Origin of the sequence: Streptohalobacillus salinus, from assembly GCF_003201605.1 — a bacterium.
GTDB classification, from domain to species: Bacteria; Bacillota; Bacilli; order Bacillales; family Amphibacillaceae; genus Streptohalobacillus; species Streptohalobacillus salinus.
Genome location: NZ_QJJR01000002.1, coordinates 31,804 through 49,108, shown reverse-complemented (window position 1 = coordinate 49,108; position 17,305 = coordinate 31,804). Strand labels below are relative to the sequence as shown.

The 17,305-nt window shown below is 39.8% G+C and carries 15 protein-coding genes; 13 read left to right on the top strand and 2 right to left on the bottom strand.

Features of this window, described 5'->3' with window-relative positions; translation table 11 throughout:
• Window positions 1-236: 236 nt before the first annotated feature.
• From rny to glnA, 12 genes are all read left to right on the top strand, one after another.
• Window positions 237-1,808, top strand: a complete 1,572-nt coding sequence (gene rny / locus DES38_RS01670) for a ribonuclease Y (RefSeq protein WP_110250350.1) — start codon at window positions 237-239, stop codon at window positions 1,806-1,808.
• Between the two features lie 114 nt (window positions 1,809-1,922).
• A complete protein-coding gene (locus DES38_RS01665; RefSeq protein ID WP_110250349.1) occupies window positions 1,923-2,720 on the top strand; it encodes a TIGR00282 family metallophosphoesterase in 798 nt (265 codons plus the stop codon).
• Window positions 2,721-2,816: 96 nt separating this feature from the next.
• The gene (gene miaB / locus DES38_RS01660) at window positions 2,817-4,349 is read left to right on the top strand and encodes a tRNA (N6-isopentenyl adenosine(37)-C2)-methylthiotransferase MiaB (protein ID WP_110250348.1); all 1,533 of its coding nucleotides are present in this window, start codon (window positions 2,817-2,819) and stop codon (window positions 4,347-4,349) included.
• A gap of 17 nt (window positions 4,350-4,366) precedes the next feature.
• Window positions 4,367-4,720: a YlbF/YmcA family competence regulator gene (locus DES38_RS01655; RefSeq protein ID WP_110250347.1), complete on the top strand. Its 354-nt coding sequence runs from the start codon at window positions 4,367-4,369 to the stop codon at window positions 4,718-4,720.
• 152 nt (window positions 4,721-4,872) lie between these two features.
• Entirely contained in the window at window positions 4,873-7,473 is a 2,601-nt protein-coding gene (gene mutS / locus DES38_RS01650) for a DNA mismatch repair protein MutS (protein ID WP_110250346.1), read from the top strand.
• Window positions 7,474-7,477: 4 nt separating this feature from the next.
• Window positions 7,478-9,415, top strand: a complete 1,938-nt coding sequence (gene mutL, locus DES38_RS01645) for a DNA mismatch repair endonuclease MutL (protein ID WP_425450525.1) — start codon at window positions 7,478-7,480, stop codon at window positions 9,413-9,415.
• Between the two features lie 11 nt (window positions 9,416-9,426).
• Entirely contained in the window at window positions 9,427-10,371 is a 945-nt protein-coding gene (miaA, locus tag DES38_RS01640; RefSeq protein ID WP_110250345.1) for a tRNA (adenosine(37)-N6)-dimethylallyltransferase MiaA, read from the top strand.
• A gap of 41 nt (window positions 10,372-10,412) precedes the next feature.
• Complete coding sequence (hfq, locus tag DES38_RS01635) at window positions 10,413-10,637, top strand: RNA chaperone Hfq (protein ID WP_110250344.1); 225 nt, start codon at window positions 10,413-10,415, stop codon at window positions 10,635-10,637.
• Between the two features lie 93 nt (window positions 10,638-10,730).
• Complete coding sequence (hflX, locus tag DES38_RS01630; protein ID WP_110250343.1) at window positions 10,731-11,969, top strand: GTPase HflX; 1,239 nt, start codon at window positions 10,731-10,733, stop codon at window positions 11,967-11,969.
• A gap of 22 nt (window positions 11,970-11,991) precedes the next feature.
• A complete protein-coding gene (locus tag DES38_RS01625; protein ID WP_110250342.1) occupies window positions 11,992-13,239 on the top strand; it encodes a methionine gamma-lyase family protein in 1,248 nt (415 codons plus the stop codon).
• A 207-nt stretch (window positions 13,240-13,446) separates the two neighbouring features.
• Window positions 13,447-13,851, top strand: coding sequence for a MerR family transcriptional regulator (locus DES38_RS01620; protein WP_110250341.1), 405 nt, complete (start codon window positions 13,447-13,449; stop codon window positions 13,849-13,851).
• A 26-nt stretch (window positions 13,852-13,877) separates the two neighbouring features.
• Window positions 13,878-15,215 (top strand): type I glutamate--ammonia ligase, encoded by a 1,338-nt coding sequence (glnA, locus tag DES38_RS01615; protein WP_110250340.1) that lies wholly within the window; start codon window positions 13,878-13,880, stop codon window positions 15,213-15,215.
• 231 nt (window positions 15,216-15,446) lie between these two features.
• Here the strand turns inward: glnA and DES38_RS01610 are convergent, their stop codons facing one another.
• On the bottom strand, window positions 15,447-15,785 hold the full coding sequence (locus tag DES38_RS01610; protein WP_110250339.1) for a YolD-like family protein: 339 nt from the start codon (window positions 15,783-15,785) through the stop codon (window positions 15,447-15,449).
• On the bottom strand, window positions 15,775-16,131 hold the full coding sequence (locus DES38_RS01605) for a YhjD family protein (RefSeq protein ID WP_110250338.1): 357 nt from the start codon (window positions 16,129-16,131) through the stop codon (window positions 15,775-15,777). The genes DES38_RS01610 and DES38_RS01605 overlap by 11 nt, the downstream gene beginning before the upstream one ends.
• A 364-nt stretch (window positions 16,132-16,495) precedes the next feature.
• Here DES38_RS01605 and DES38_RS12045 point away from each other — a divergent pair.
• On the top strand, window positions 16,496-17,305 hold an 810-nt coding region (locus DES38_RS12045; RefSeq protein ID WP_211305827.1), incomplete at its 3' end, for a hypothetical protein.

Genomic DNA, 17,305 nt, shown 5'->3' with positions numbered 1-17,305 from the left:
TACAATAGAGGCTTGTACTCTATTGTAGTTTTTTCTTTTTTAGGTGAAATTTTCAACTTTTCTGAATTAGTCAGCGAGGTTTTCTTGACATTGTGAATCTGCACCATTAAAATTGAACTTGTATAAATCTTTTTATATATTTATACACAACACTTAATGACGCATTTTAAACGTATGAAAAGTACATGCCGACTTAAAAAAGTTTGACAAAATGAATAGCAAGGGGAGGTGAAATCATGAACTTAACAGACATTTTGGTTCTCGTCATCTCCAGTGTGGCTATCCTAATCGTCGGTATTGTTGTTGGCTATTGGATTCGCAAATCGATTGCAGAGAAAAAGATTTCGAGCGCAGAGGAGCTAGCGAAACAGATCGTTCAAGAAGGACACAGAAACGCAGAGGTTGCGAAAAAAGAAGCATTAGTTGAAGCGAAAGATGAAAATCATAAAGTTCGTCAACAGCTAGAGCAAGAACTTCGCGAGCGTCGAGTGGAACTTCAAAAACAAGAAAATCGTCTCATGCAGAAAGAAGAAAATCTTGATCGTAAAGACGAAACGTTAGATAAACGTGAGCGTTTGCAAGAGAAGAAAGAAAACACTATAGCAGACAAACAACAACAAATTGAAGAAATGGAAGGCAGAGTAGCAGCTATGTTGAAAGATCAGCAAGCTGAACTGGAGCGCATTTCTGGTTTAACATCGGATCAAGCGAAACAAGTGATTTTAGAACGAGTTGAAAAAGAAGTAAGTCATGAATCCGCACTTATTATTAAAGAGGCTGAAAACCGCACCAAAGAGGAATCGGATAAAAAAGCGAAAGAAATTTTATCATTAGCAATGCAACGTTGTGCATCGGATCATGTTGCAGAAACAACTGTTTCTGTCGTGAATTTACCGAATGATGAAATGAAAGGACGTATCATTGGTCGTGAAGGACGAAATATTCGGACGTTAGAAACACTCACGGGTATTGACCTTATTATTGATGATACACCGGAAGCAGTTATTTTATCAGGTTTTGATCCAATACGTCGTGAAACAGCGCGTATTGCATTAGAAAAACTTGTCCAAGACGGTCGCATTCACCCAGCACGTATAGAAGAGATGGTTGATAAATCTCGTCGTGAAGTGGATGAATACATCCGTGAAGTTGGGGAAGAGACCACCTTTGAAGTTGGTGTACATGGCTTGCATCCAGACTTGATTAAAATCTTAGGCCGATTGAAATACCGTACAAGTTATGGACAAAATGTCTTGAAGCACTCTGTTGAAGTAGCGCATTTATCTGGACTACTCGCAGCTGAATTGGGACAAGATGTGACCTTAGCGAAACGTGCGGGACTTCTTCATGACATTGGTAAAGCAATTGACCATGAAGTTGAAGGTAGTCACGTGGAAATTGGTAAAGAACTTGCAATGAAGTATAAAGAAAAAGATGTTGTCATCAATTCAATTGCTTCCCACCACGGTGATGAAGAAGCAACATCAATTATCGCTGTACTTGTTGCAGCAGCTGACGCTTTATCCGCAGCTCGACCAGGGGCAAGAAGTGAAACGTTAGAGAACTACATTAAACGTTTAGAAAAACTTGAAGAAATTGCTGAGTCTTACGAAGGCGTTGAAAAATCATTTGCCATTCAAGCAGGACGCGAAGTCCGTATAATGGTTAAACCTGAGGAAATTGATGATCTAGAATCTGTGCGCATTGCACGGGACATTAGAAAACGTATTGAAGAGGAATTAACCTTCCCAGGACATATTAAAGTGACAGTTATTCGTGAAACACGTGCTGTTGAATACGCTAAGTAAAGAAATCAAAAAGAAACGGTTGCCAGTGGGCCGTTTCTTTTTCTTTATATGTGGATCGTGTGGCAACTATGGTAAACTATGAATAGTTATTTTAAATCAGAAAGAGGTAATCTAATGAGAATTTTATTTATTGGTGACATCGTTGGTTCAATGGGGCGTGACCAACTGCAAGCGCATTTACCGAAATTCAAACAAAAATATCAACCGCAATTGACGATTGTGAATGGTGAGAACGCTGCTGGCGGCAAAGGGATAAACGAAAAAATTTATAAACAATTTCTTGAATGGGGCGCAGATTTTGTCACAATGGGTAATCACACCTTTGACAAAAAAGAAATTTTTGATTTTATTGATGATGCGAAGAAAATGATACGCCCAGCTAATTTTCCGGAAGGTACTCCTGGGAAAGGTATTGGTTATGTGAATGTGAATGGAACAGAAGTTGCCATTATAAATATGCAAGGGCGAACCTTTTTACCCCCACTTGAAGATCCGTTTCGGATGATTGATGATTTAATTGAAGAAGCTCAACAAAGAACGCCTGTGATCTTTATTGACTTTCATGCAGAAGCGACTAGTGAAAAACTCGCATTTGCTTGGTACGTAGATGGTCGGGCTAGTGCTGTTGTTGGTACGCATACTCATGTACAAACCGCAGATAATCGTTTACTTCAGGAGGGCACCGCTTATATTACTGACGTTGGAATGACGGGTCCTTATGACGGGATTATTGGAACAGATCGTGAAGCAGTCATGAAACGGTTTTTAACCCAACTGCCCGTTCGTTTTGAAGCAACTAAAGAAGGTAAAGCACAAATCAGTGGCGTTGTCATTGATATTGATGAGAAAACAGGAAGAGCAAAAAAAATTGACCGGTTATTATTTAATGATGACCATCCATTTTTCGCTTAACAATTGAGTCGGAGTGGTTAATTTCTTCCACTTCTTTACGCCATAGACTTTTTATTTTAAACGAATGACTATTTTTGTTAAGGAGCGTGCCAATCGATGAAAGAAGAAAAGCAAGCGCAGCCTATTGAAAAACATCACGAACAACCAGATAATTTATCTCGACTGAAAAAATTGGAGTCAGATGAATTAGTTAACAAATATTTTCAAACGACTTATCAACCCCCTAATTTAAAAAAAGCGCGGAAACGATTAAAGCAAGACGTAAACGTACACTATGATTATGAAATTCCTAGTGATATGCAGTCAATTGGAAAAGATAAAACGTTCTATATTCGAACCTATGGTTGCCAGATGAATGAACATGACACAGAAGTTATGGCTGGTTTGATGACGGCGATGGGTTATCAAGCGACGGATCAGATGAAACAAGCAGATGTCATTTTATTAAACACCTGCGCTATTCGTGAGAATGCAGAAAATAAAGTGTTTGGTGAGCTCGGACATATCAAACCGTTAAAGAAAGAAAATCCAGATCTAATTGTTGCTATATGTGGATGTATGTCACAAGAAGAGTCAGTTGTAAATCGTCTTTTACAAAAGCATCCTTTCGTCGATTTGATCTTTGGTACCCATAACATTCATCGACTGCCTGAACTTATAAAAGAAGCAATGTTTTCTAAAGCGATGGTTGTGGAAGTGTGGTCCAAAGAGGGAGACATTATAGAAAACTTACCAAAAAAACGACAAGGTAAATTAAAAGCTTGGGTAAATATTATGTATGGTTGTGATAAGTTTTGTACGTATTGCATTGTTCCTTATACTAGAGGGAAAGAACGGAGTCGTTTGCCGGATGATGTGATCGCAGAAGTAAAAGAATTAGCACAACAAGGGTATAAAGAGGTCACGCTGTTAGGACAAAACGTTAATGCCTACGGTAAAGATCTGCCTTTCACTTATGGATTAGGCCAACTCATGGAAGCGTTAACCGAGATTGACATTCCGAGAATTCGCTTTACCACCTCACACCCACGTGATTTTGATGATCACTTGATTGATGTACTTGCGCGCGGTAGAAACTTACTCGATCATATCCATTTACCCGTTCAGTCGGGAAGTAATGAAATTCTTCGGATCATGGCACGGCGGCATACCCGTGAAGATTACTTGGCTCTGGTGAAAAAGATTCGAGAACGTATGCCTGAGGCGACGTTGACGACGGATATCATCGTTGGTTTTCCCAATGAGACCGAAGCACAATTTGAAGAGACACTGCAGTTAGTTGAGATGGTTGGTTTTGAACATGCCTTTACGTTCATCTATTCACCACGTGAGGGTACACCAGCAGCGAAATGGCAAGATGACGTCCCCATGCAGGTGAAAAAAGAACGGTTAAATCGACTGAATGCTTTAGTCAATAAGCAATCACGCGCAGCGATGGAACAATACGTTGGTGAGGTTGTGACCGTATTAGTTGAGGGAGAAAGCCGTAAAGATGCTGAAGTATTATCAGGTTACACAGAGCGTAACAAACTGGTAAACTTTAAAGGATCGAAAACCTTGATTGGCCAGATGGTTCCTGTTAAAATTACAGAAGCAAAGACATGGTCTTTGCTCGGTGAAGAAATATAAGCATAAGAGGTGAAAGTGTGGCATATTCAAATGAAGATGTCTTAAATAAAGCAACTGAAGTAGCGAAATCACTTGAAGAGCTGGAGGAAGTCCAGACCTTTAAAGCACTTAAAGCACGTTTGGATCAAAATCAAAAAGTTAAAGATAAAATAAGTGCCATTAAGCAGTTGCAAAAACAAGCAGTGAATTTACAAGCTTACGGAAAGACCAATGCCGTTAAAGCGCTTGATGTTGAGATTGACCAAATTCAAGCTGAGATTGATCAGTTACCGATTGTTGAGGAATTCAAATCAAACCAAGTGGTGGTCAATGATATTTTAAAACAGATGATTGCATCGATTGATCATCAAGTCAATCGCGTACCTGAATAGTCTGTAAAAACTCTTTCTTCTAACCGAGAAAGAGTTTTTATTATTTATATGCATTCTGAATAAGGGATTGATTTTGTTGTTTGAGAAGGTTAAAGTTTAGTGTCCATCTATGTTATAATTGAGTGAATGTTTTTTTGTGAGGAGACCCGATAATGAGTACATATACACCAATGATTCAACAATATTTAAAAATTAAAGCCCAGCACAAGGATAGTTTTTTATTCTTTCGTTTAGGTGACTTTTATGAAATGTTTTTTGAAGACGCCCTAAAAGCCGCAAAAGAATTAGAAATTACTTTAACTAGTCGTGACGGTGGTGGTGAAGAACGGATCCCAATGTGTGGCATTCCTTATCATGCTGCTAGTAATTATATTAAAGTGTTAGTGGATCGTGGCTTTAAAGTAGCGATCTGTGAGCAAGTTGAAGATCCCAAAGCATCTAAAGGTGTCGTGAGACGTGAAGTCGTTCAGATGATAACACCAGGCACAGTTATGGAGGGCAAGATGTTGTCGGAAAAAGACAACAATTACTTGGCAGCACTCGATCAAGTTAAACAGAATTTTGTTCTTTCATTATGCGATTTGTCAACGGGTGAATTATCGGTGATGTCAGTCGAAGACGGATTTGACCGCGTCGTTAGTGAATTGTTTAATCGCCCGATTAAGGAAGTAATTGTTGCACCTGATTTTGATGAAGAGTTGATCGAACAACTAACATCACGAATCGAGTTGACTATTTCAGAACAACAAAACGAACAGCTGGCTGATGGCTTCACCCATTTGCTTGAACCGCTTACTGATGAGGATCTTAAAAATGGCGTGACACGATTAATTACATACATTAACATGACACAGCGCCGGCAAGTCGATCACTTAAAACCGGTACAAAGGATCGAATTGAATCGTTTCTTAGGTTTGGATATGTATTCGAAGCGTAATTTAGAATTAACCGAAACGATTATGAAAAAAGGAAAAGCAGGTAGTTTACTATGGGTACTAGATGAAACGGTAACGGCGATGGGTGCGCGTCAGTTAAAGAAGTATTTGGAGCGACCACTGCTCGACGTACAAACGCTTGAACGCCGTTATGCATGCGTTGAAGGGTTTATTGATGACTTTATCAACCGGGATCAATTGCGTAAAGAACTAAAAGCCGTCTATGATATTGAGCGACTTGCTGGTCGTGTTGCTTTCGGGAATGTTAATGGACGTGATCTGATTCAATTGAAATTTTCACTTGAAAAAATACCGGCACTAAAAGAAACCTTACACGCCTTTGAATCGCGTGTTTTAAACGGAAAAGCTGAGCACTTAGACGCCTTACCTGAGTTGTATCAGTTGCTTGATGAAAGCTTACTTCTGGATCCCCCGATGACAATTAAAGAGGGGGGCTTGATTAAAGATGGTTATCACGAGGCACTCGACCAATACCGAGATGCTTCAAGAAACGGTAAAACGTGGATTGCGGAACTTGAACGTCAAGAACGAGAAGCAACAAAAATCAAATCATTAAAAGTTGGCTATAATCGCGTGTTTGGCTATTATATCGAAGTGACAAAAGCGAATCTGCACTTGTTACCTGAAGGGAAATATGAACGAAAACAAACATTGACGAATGCCGAACGTTATATTACCCCAGACTTAAAAGAAAAAGAGAAGCTCATTTTAGAAGCCGAAGAAAAAAGCATTGATTTAGAGTATGATCTATTTATTGCCTTACGTGATGACGTAAAAGCGTTTATTCCAGCATTACAAGTACTTGCAGATAAACTGAGTGAAATTGATGTGTTACAAAGTTTTGCGACGGTGAGTGAGAAACAAGGCTATGTGAAGCCGGTTCTTACGAATGACAACACCTTATCGATTAGTAAAGGACGCCACCCTGTTGTTGAAAAAGTAATGAAAGATGAGATGTATGTACCGAATGACGTTGCCTTAAATGATAAATATGGGATGTTACTCATAACAGGACCTAATATGTCTGGTAAAAGTACTTATATGCGTCAAGTCGCCTTAACGGTCATCATGGCACAAATTGGCTGTTTTGTTCCAGCAGAATCGGCAATTTTGCCAGTCTTTGATCAAATCTTTACCCGGATTGGAGCCGCCGATGATTTGGTGGCAGGACAAAGTACATTTATGGTTGAGATGTTAGAATCGAATCATGCGCTAAAGCATGCAACAGATCGTAGTTTGATCCTTTTAGATGAGATTGGGAGAGGGACGAGCACGTATGACGGGATGGCATTAGCACAAGCAATTATCGAATACGTGCATGATCATATCGGCGCAAAAACACTCTTTTCAACACATTATCATGAATTAACAACACTTGAACAAAGCTTAGCACATTTAAAGAATGTTCATGTACGCGCCGAAGAGTATCAAGGGCGTGTTGTTTTTCTTCATCAAATTGAAGATGGACCTGCAGATGAAAGCTACGGGATTCATGTGGCTAAACTTGCCGGGTTACCGGAAACACTGATTGACCGGGCCAATGTTATTTTAACGGCATTAGAAAAAGATGATGGACCAACGCCATCACCGAACCAAAAAACACCAGCGGTTGAAGCAGACCAACTAAGCTTTTTTGCGGTCGATCAGCCCGTCAAGCCAAAAACAAAAAGCAGCAAATCAACTCAGCACACGTCAGAAATTATTGCGACGATAGAAGCGCTTGATATATTAGAAATGACACCGATCGATGCAATGAATATGTTGTATCAGCTCAAGAAACAAGCACAAGAGGAGTGATCATGTGCCTATCCAGTTAATGTCTGATGAACTAAGCAACAAAATTGCAGCCGGTGAAGTAGTCGAAAGACCTGCCTCGGTTGTAAAAGAGCTTGTTGAAAATAGTATAGATGCCAATAGCGCTTTAATAAAGATTGATGTGACAGAAGCAGGGCTTACCCGTATAAAAATAACCGATGATGGCGATGGTATGGATGAGGCTGACGCAAAACGTGCGTTTCTAAGGCATGCGACAAGCAAGATCATTAGTGAACAAGATCTCTTCCACGTGCGTACGCTGGGCTTTAGAGGTGAAGCCTTAGCATCGATTGCCGCAGTAAGTAAATTGACCTTGAAAACCTCCCAAGGGAATGCGGCAGGTACACAGTTATACATGGAAGGCGGTAAGGTGATTGAAGAAGACAAAGCGGATGCCCGTAAAGGAACTGAGATAACCGTTGATCAATTATTCTTTAATACGCCAGCGCGCTTGAAATATATGAAAACAATTCATACCGAACTGGGCCATATTTCTGATGTGATTAATCGGCTGGCATTAAGTCATCCCGATATTCGCTTTGAACTAACACACAACGAAAAGTTGCTGTTTCAATCAAATGGTCGGGGCGATCTCTTGCAAATTATTGCCCAAATTTATGGGGTCTCTGTTGCGAAAAAGATGGTGAAAGTTGAATATAAAACATTGGATTATGAAATTAGTGGGTATGTTTGCCGACCAGAAGTCACAAGAGCTCAGCGTCATTACATGTCAATCTTAGTTAATGGGCGTTTCGTGCGTAGTGTACCGATAAATAAAGCAATATTAAGTGGCTATCACACCTTGCTCCCAATCGGTCGTTATCCAATTGTTGCGCTCGATATCAAAATGGATCCTATCCTTGTCGATGTTAACGTACACCCCACTAAATTAGAAGTGCGGTTTAGTAAGGAAAAAGAATTATTTACAGCCATTGAAACGGCCGTGAAGCAAACGTTTAAAAAAGAGCGTCTGATTCCGGAGTCACCGTTGCAGAAACCGAAAAAAACGTCATCAGTTCAGCACGCTTTTTCTTTTGATGAGACATCAAGTCAAACAAAGAAAAAAGGAACCACAGGTTACCGTCCAGATAAACCAACCGATGAAGAATTAGCACGTGCCCGCCAACTTTATCAGCATCCAGAAAATATTAACCCGCTTGAGAATCACGAGAGCATTATTCATGAGCGAGAACAGCTTGATCCGCATTCTGTCGTGCAAGAAAAGAAAGTAACTGAAGGTCAACGGGAGGATGTTGTACCAAGTGGACAGACGCAACATCCTCATGTGGGTAGCAATGAGGCTGGCGCGTCTGTAAAGGCAACTGATCAATCAGAAAGCGAGCGGGTGCCAGTACTCTATCCAGTTGGTCAGCATCACGGTACCTATATCGTAGCTGAAAATGAAACGGGGTTGTATCTCGTCGATCAACATGCAGCTCAGGAGCGAATTAAATATGAATACTACCGGGATAAGATTGTTGAAACAGAGCGAGAACTGCAAGAATTACTGATGCCGTTAACGTTTGATTTTTCAAAGCAAGAAGCCTTACTGGTGGAACAACACCATGATGAATTGACAAGCATCGGTTTGTTTTTTGAACCGTTTGGACAATCGACATATATGGTCCGCTCTTATCCGAATTGGTTTCCGAATGGCTTTGAAGAAGAAGTAATTCGTGATATTATTGCGCAAATTATGGAAGATGAAAAAATTGATTTAAAGAAGCTGCGTGAAGAAGCAGCTATTCTCATGTCTTGTAAAAAATCAATTAAAGCTAATCATCATTTAACATACGATGATATGTTTCGTTTATTAGAAGACTTACGCAAATCGAGTGATCCATTTACTTGCCCGCACGGTCGACCAATTATTATTCACTTTTCGTCGTATGAGTTAGAAAAAATGTTTAAACGGGTTATGTAGGAGTGGAACGAATGGAAAAAGATAAAGAAACAGTAGTCGCGATTGTTGGACCGACTGCGGTAGGGAAAACGAGTCTTTCGTTAGCACTGGCAACACACTTTGATGGTGAGATTATTAGTGGGGACTCCATGCAAATTTATCAAGGAATGGACATTGCTACTGCGAAAGCTTCTAAAGAAGAGCAACAGGTAGTGCCACACCATCTTATCGATATACTAGCGCCAGATGCCAGTTATTCTGTGGCTGATTTTAAACAAGCTGTTGAAGAAAAGGTCGCAGAGATTCACCGCCGTGATAAATTGCCGATTTTAGTAGGTGGGACGGGTTTATATATTGATGCCTTTATTCGTAATTACCAACTTGCGGATGTGAATCGTGATGTCAGCTATGAAGAAAACATTAAACAAGCAATTGCAACCGAAGGTGTTCAGGCGGTGTATCAACGTCTAGAAACAGTTGACCCGAGGACAGCAGCAACCATTCACCCTAATAATGAACGCCGTCTCATCCGCGCGCTTGAAGTATATGACCGAACCGGAAAAACAATGTCTGATTTAAGAGAAGAACAAGTGGCCAATGCGCCTTATCATGTTGTGCTGATTGGGCTTGAGATGGAGCGTGACATACTCTATCAACGCATTAATCAACGGGTAGAGAAAATGATTGAAAACGGCTTGGTAGAAGAAGCGCGTCATTTTTACAATCGTGGTTTTAAAACGGCACAATCCATGAAGGCAATTGGTTACAAAGAACTCATTCCATATTTCGAAGGAGCATTGTCACTTGCTGAGGCTGTTGAGTTACTGAAAAGAAACTCCAGACGCTATGCTAAAAGACAGTATACCTGGTTTAGGAATAAGATGGATGTCAGCTGGTATCAGATGTCCGTTACGGAAAAAGATGAGATTTTTGAAAAAATTATTAAAGATTTAGCAGGAATTTTAAATTCCATCTAGAAATATAGTATACTAGAGATAGAAAAAGAGGAGGAATTTACATGGCACAATCTGTTAACATTCAAGATCAATATTTAAATGCGCTACGCAAAGATCACATTCAAGTGACTGTTTTCCTTACCAATGGTTTTCAACTAAGAGGAACAGTTAAAGCATTTGATAACTTTACGGTCTTATTAGAAACTGAAGGTAAGCAACAGTTGATTTTTAAACATGCAATTTCAACATTCTCACCTGCAAAAAACGTGACACTCGATAAAGAATAATCAGTGAAAGAGCGCTTTGAAGGCGCTCTTTTTAATGCCCAGAGATTGTTTGAGTTAGCGTTGATAGGTGACATAGAAAAGGGAGGTTATCGCATGACAGAACACGTACTTATTATCGCTGTAGAACGAAAAAGCGGTGAAGATTTACATTTTAAGTATGCATTAGAAGAGTTAATTTCCTTAACAGAAACAGCTAAAGGAGAGGTCGTTGATGTGTTAACACAAAAACGTGATCGACCACATCCCAAAACATACCTTGGTAAAGGGAAAATTGAAGAAGTCCACGAATTGATTGAGGCTTTAAATATCGATCTATTAATTGCGAATGACGAACTTTCCGCCTCGCAAATGCGGAATTTAGAAGAAGAGTTTGCGCTGCCTATTATTGATCGCTCACAATTAATTTTAGATATTTTTGCTGGTCGGGCAAAAACTCGTGAAGGTAAACTTCAAGTGGAGCTAGCGCAGTATCAGTATCTTTTACCACGTTTACATGGCCAAGGCCATTCGCTGTCACGCTTAGGTGGTGGTATCGGAACACGCGGACCAGGTGAAACGAAACTTGAGTCGGATCGTCGTCACATCAATCATCGGATTGATGAAATTAAACAACGTTTAAAAACGGTCGTGAATCAACGTGAGCAGTACCGGTCGCGGCGCAGAGAAAATCAAACGTTTCAAATTGCCATTGTCGGTTACACAAACGCTGGGAAATCAACCTTGTTTAACCGTTTAACAAATAGTGACACCTTTGAACAAGATCAATTGTTCGCAACACTTGATCCAACGGCTCGCCAATTAAAATTACCGTCAGGCTTACAAGTCATCATTTCAGATACTGTTGGTTTCATGCAAGACTTGCCGACAGCTCTAATTGCAGCTTTTCGCTCGACTTTAGAAGAGGTTAAAGAAGCGGATTTGATTTATCACGTAATTGATGCGTCACATCCTGACCATCATCAACAACAAGAAACCGTTAAACGGTTACTTAAAGAACTAAATGCAGAACATATTCCGATTTTATCGGTTTATAACAAGAAAGATTTACTGAGCACATCGTTTATTCCATTTGAAAAGCCAGCGGTTACGATTAGTGCTTTTGAAGAGTCGGATCGTCTGCGATTACTTTATGAAACAGAAAAATTAATGATGACACACTGGGAGCCTTATACGCGTATTGTTCATGCCAGTGAAGGAAAGGTTCTACAACAATTGAAAAAAGCTTCAATCATTACGGAGCAAACATTTGATGAAGTCAATGAAGCTTATACAATTCATGGGTTTCTTCCTTCGTCTCATGCGCTGCGTCAAGTAGAAGAATTAGAAGAATAAAATATGAAAGTGAGTTTTATTTATGATTGATACATTAATTAAACAAACGGAGTCAGATATCGCTAGGCTTCGGACTGAAATACAACAAACGGCTGAAGAAAATCAACTGAAAGTATTGAACGCCTTTCGCGGTAATAAAATTTCAGATGGTCATTTCCAAGCGACAACCGGTTATGGCTATGATGATTTTGGTCGAGATGGTTTAGAAGCTGTCTACGCAGACGTCTTTGGTACTGAAGATGCGCTCGTCCGCCCGCAACTTATTTCAGGGACACACGCTATAACTACCGCATTATTTGGTGTATTGCGACCTGGTGATGGGCTTGTTTACATGACGGGTGATCCGTATGATACGTTAGAAAAAGTCATTGGGACGCGTGGAGAAAATACGGGTTCATTGATCGACTTTGGTGTCCACTATCAGTCTGTCGCATTAACGAATATGAAAAAAATCGATTTTGATGCGGTAAGGCAAGCGATAAATCCTCAAACGAAAGTCGTTGCCATTCAGCGCTCAAAAGGTTATGCAAACCGTCCATCATTTACAGTCACTGAAATCAAAGCGATGATTGATTTTGTTAAAGCGATTCGCTCAGATATTATTGTTTTTGTTGATAACTGTTACGGTGAGTTTGTAGAACGCTTGGAGCCGACCAATGTAGGCGCAGATTTAATTGCGGGTTCACTGATAAAAAATCCTGGTGGGGGAATCGCGCGGATTGGTGGATATATTGCGGGGAAAAAAGATTTAATCGCACTTGCTGCGAATCGTTTGACAGCGCCAGGTCTTGGTAAAGAAACAGGAGCGACCCTCGGCCTTTTGCAAGAGATGTACCAAGGTTTTTTCTTGGCCCCCCATGTTGTTAGTGAAGCGTTACAAGGGGCAGTTTTTACAGCGCGCTTTTTAGAGCTTGCGGGTTTTGTGACAACACCACATTACCAAGCGGAGCGAACGGATCTGATTCAATCCGTTACGTTTCAGACCGCTGAACAAATGATCTTTTTCTGCCAGGCAATTCAACATGCATCGCCAATCAATGCGCACGTGACACCGTATCCGGCACCGATGCCAGGGTATGATAGTGATGTAATCATGGCAGCTGGGACCTTTATTCAGGGCGCCAGTTTAGAGTTAACGGCGGATGGTCCGATTCGCCCGCCTTATATGGCATTTGTGCAAGGTGGATTGATTTATAGTCATGTTAAACTGGCAGTTACGGAAGCGGTCTCACGGTTTAGTGATGCAGGTTTACTTACGCGCTCGCTATAACTTTACTGATGGAACTGTAGCGAGAGAAAAGATTGACCGATAAAGTCACAATTGTCCTAGAAAATAAGGGGAATAATCATGAATTGTTTAACTTAATTAAATTTTTAGATAATTTTTATGTAAATAAACCTAACATGTGTTGACAACTATTGTTTCACGTGTATAATAGAGACATGGAAAGCAAGAGAGGAAAGGGGCGTATGTTTTATGAGTCAAGAAGATCGACGTTCGCAACCCTTATTTTCCATAGGCATAGTGAAAGACTTAACCGGTTTGACTGCACGACAAATTCGTTATTATGAAGAAAACCAACTGATTCATCCGGCGCGGACCGAAGGGAATCAACGCCTGTTTTCGTTCAATGATGTCGATCGATTATTAGAGATTAAAGAGTTAATCGAGAAAGGCATCAATTTAGCGGGAATTAAACAAGTGCTTCAGTTAAAAGATTTACCGATTACTAACGAATCTGCCAACACACCTGACGTAGAGAAAAAAGACTTATCTGACAAAGATTTACGAAAACTTTTACGTCAAGAACTTATGCAAACGGGTCGCCTAGGAAAAACCTCATTGCGTCAAGGGGAGCTATCGCGCTTCTACAAAAACTAAAGATTATTTAAAGGAGAGGGACACTCATGGCAAGAGGATTAACAAGAGACGAAATTTATCAAAAAGTAAAAGACGAAAATGTGAAATTCATTCGTTTACAGTTCACAGACTTATTAGGGGCAATTAAAAATGTTGAAATTCCAGTAAGTCAATTGGATAAGGCGTTAGACAATGAAATGGTTTTTGACGGTTCATCAATTGAAGGTTTTGTACGCATTGAAGAATCAGATATGAAATTATATCCGGACATGGATACATTTGTTGTCTTCCCATGGACATCTGAAAAAGGTAAAGTTGCTCGTTTTATCTGTGATATATACAATACAGATGGCACACCATTCTTAGGTTGTCCACGTGTGAACTTAAAACGTAATCTGAAAAAAATGGAAGAGATGGGCTTCTCAACATTTAACATTGGTGCAGAACCAGAATTCTTCCTCTTCAAACTAGATGACAAAGGTGAACCAACACTAGAACTTAATGATAAAGCCGGATACTTTGACCTTGCGCCAACAGATTTAGGTGAAAACTGTCGTCGTGATATCGTTTTAGAGCTTGAAGAAATGGGCTTTGAAATTGAAGCATCACACCACGAAGTTGCACCTGGTCAACACGAAATCGACTTTAAGTATTCTGACGCGGTGAGACATGCGGATGATATTCAAACATTTAAATTAGTTGTAAAAACAATTGCGCGTAAGCATAACCTTCATGCGACCTTTATGCCAAAACCATTATTTGGTGTGAACGGTTCAGGTATGCACTGTAACATGTCTTTATTTAAAGGCAAAGAAAACATGTTTATCGACTTGGATGGCCCAATGCAGCTAAGTAAGACAGCGTATCAGTTTATTGCTGGTATTCTAGAACACTCGCAAGCGTTTACTGCAGTTGCGAACCCTACAGTTAACTCATACAAACGTTTAGTTCCTGGTTTTGAAGCGCCATGTTATGTAGCTTGGTCAGGTGCCAACCGTTCACCACTTGTACGTATTCCGGCATCTCGCGGTCTAAGTACACGTGTAGAAGTTCGTTCAGTTGACCCTGCAGCAAACCCATACTTAGCGTTATCAGTATTGTTAGCATCTGGACTTGATGGTATCGAGCGTGATCTTGAAGCACCTAAAGCAGTTGATCGCAACATTTATGTGATGGATAAAGAAGAACGTGTAGCAAATGGCGTTCAAGATCTTCCAGCGACATTATATGATGCGTTAGTTGAATTGCAAAAAGATTCAGTGATTGTTAATGCATTAGGTAGTCACTTGTATGAACACTTTATTGAATCTAAAGAAATTGAATGGGATATGTTCCGTACACAAGTTCACCCTTGGGAACGCGAACAATACATGCAACAATATTAATCAATCAACCCCCAAAGCCACAATGGCTTTGGGGGTTTTCGTGTCTCGTTGTATTATAAAAACGTCAGTAAGTAATGATTAGTCTTACTGCACGTCTATATAGCTGCAGTAGTTTTCATTGATTCATTGACTGTTAACCAGCCTCTAGTGAAAGAGCAGCGTGACTGTGTTTAAGTACATGCGCGAGGTGGGGAGTGCGTCGACCGCAATTTTTTCAGCATACAGTTAAAATTAGATCAGATCAATCATAACGATATTCGCTAGTGTTAAATGATCAAAACCATCTGACACTTCCAGTTCAAGTGTGTCGGTGTTTAGTAGTCTGCGACATGTCCCGCTGTAATGTATGATCTGATTGTTATGGTAGTAACTTATTTGAACCTTGAGTTGATGATTTAAAGCGTGAGCGATTGTTTGGTTCAGTTCTTGAAATGCATCATCTGTTAAATGAGGCTTCTTTATTGGCTCGGGTGTTAATTCATGTTCGCGCATCAATGCTTTATGTTCAGGTAGAAGCATCCGTGAAGATTCCCAGATCATATTTGAATCTTCGGATAGTTTATTTGCCATGCGAATCACCGCCTAGTTCAAAGAGATAATGAAGCATATAAGTTTCTGTTCGAGCTTTAAGTTCATCGGGCGTGAAGTTAAGCAATTGTTTACCGTTTGTATCGACAACTTGATACGTAACAAGTTGTTTTGTTTGTTCGGTTTTCTCAATGTGCATTTTATACTCTTTATACATGTGCTGTTTGTTCGTTAAAATATCTTTTTGTACATGTTCGATAATCTCATCAAACCATTGTTCATACAAGTACTCAAAGGTGAATGTTTTGAATGTTTCACGGTCTCGCTTGAACAGTGTAAGCACAATCGGTAAAATAATGGCTTGCTGGATAATTCGGTGTCGGTCCATGATGATCACTCCATAATAAGAACGTTTGTTCTTATTATATACGAACTTAATGTGATTTGACAAGTTATATTTTACTGAGTAACCGCATTCGTTTAGTGAAAAAGTATGGCTATCTGTTAGTTTTACGGAAAGAAAAATCGCTAGAATAACCGTAAAAGCAGTAATTACGCATAGCATCATGACATCGAAATAAAGTAAATTATCCATTATAGTATAAGTGTTAGGTTGAAATAAAGCTTTTTTTTCATATTTTTAATTTTTTTTGTTCAACTTATCACAATTTGTACATAGACTTTTTCTATTAATATGTTAATATAGTATGTGAAGCAAGTCACAATACATAAACATTAGGAGGAGAAAGAATATGAAAAAATTGATGACTGTATTAATGATGATCCTTATGGTAGGATTTCTAGCTGCATGTGGTGAAGATGACACGACAGATAGCGACGAAGGTAACAACGAAGAAACAAATGAAGAAAGCGATGCAACGTCAGGTGCAACACAATCAGTAATTACTGATGAAGCATCACTACTTGAAGCAGTATCTGCTGATGGTGGTTGGATTGTAATTTTTGAAGAAGACATGGAAACATCAGAAGAGTTAGTATTAGCGCCAGGTGAAAATGATGGCGAAGCAGCTCGTAAATTAGCGCTTTACACACAAGATGAGGACCGTAACATTACAGATCAATTCACATTGACTGCACCAATGCTTACTGTTCAAGGTGAAAACACACGCATCCAAGGTGGTACATTCGCTGGTGACGTATTAGTTGAAGCTAACGGCTTCTCAATTCCAGATGGTACAATTGATGGTAACTTAACATTTGCAAGTGCAGAGTACGAAGCATCTGCTGACCTTTCAGGTGGCGAAGTAACTGGTGAAGTAACTGTTGAAGGTGGAGACACTGCAGACGCGACTTCAGGTGCAACACAATCAGTAATTACTGATGAAGCATCACTACTTGAAGCAGTATCTGCTGATGGTGGTTGGATTGTAATTTTTGAAGAAGACATGGAAACATCAGAAGAGTTAGTATTAGCGCCAGGTGAAAATGATGGCGAAGCTGCTCGTAAATTAGCACTTTATACACAAGATGAGGACCGTAACATTACAGATCAATTCACATTGACTGCACCAATGCTTACTGTTCAAGGTGAAAACACACGT

Excerpts from the sequence above, each read along its gene's own strand:
- rny (WP_110250350.1), top strand. The coding sequence starts at position 237 with ATGAACTTAACAGACATTTTGGTTCTCGTCATCTCCAGTGTGGCTATC.
- DES38_RS01665 (WP_110250349.1), top strand. The coding sequence starts at position 1,923 with ATGAGAATTTTATTTATTGGTGACATCGTTGGTTCAATGGGGCGTGAC.
- miaB (WP_110250348.1), top strand. The coding sequence starts at position 2,817 with ATGAAAGAAGAAAAGCAAGCGCAGCCTATTGAAAAACATCACGAACAA.
- mutS (WP_110250346.1), top strand. The coding sequence starts at position 4,873 with ATGAGTACATATACACCAATGATTCAACAATATTTAAAAATTAAAGCC.
- miaA (WP_110250345.1), top strand. The coding sequence starts at position 9,427 with ATGGAAAAAGATAAAGAAACAGTAGTCGCGATTGTTGGACCGACTGCG.
- hfq (WP_110250344.1), top strand. The coding sequence starts at position 10,413 with ATGGCACAATCTGTTAACATTCAAGATCAATATTTAAATGCGCTACGC.
- hflX (WP_110250343.1), top strand. The coding sequence starts at position 10,731 with ATGACAGAACACGTACTTATTATCGCTGTAGAACGAAAAAGCGGTGAA.
- DES38_RS01625 (WP_110250342.1), top strand. The coding sequence starts at position 11,992 with ATGATTGATACATTAATTAAACAAACGGAGTCAGATATCGCTAGGCTT.
- DES38_RS01620 (WP_110250341.1), top strand. The coding sequence starts at position 13,447 with ATGAGTCAAGAAGATCGACGTTCGCAACCCTTATTTTCCATAGGCATA.
- glnA (WP_110250340.1), top strand. The coding sequence starts at position 13,878 with ATGGCAAGAGGATTAACAAGAGACGAAATTTATCAAAAAGTAAAAGAC.
- DES38_RS01610 (WP_110250339.1), bottom strand. The coding sequence starts at position 15,785 with ATGGCAAATAAACTATCCGAAGATTCAAATATGATCTGGGAATCTTCA.
- DES38_RS01605 (WP_110250338.1), bottom strand. The coding sequence starts at position 16,131 with ATGGACCGACACCGAATTATCCAGCAAGCCATTATTTTACCGATTGTG.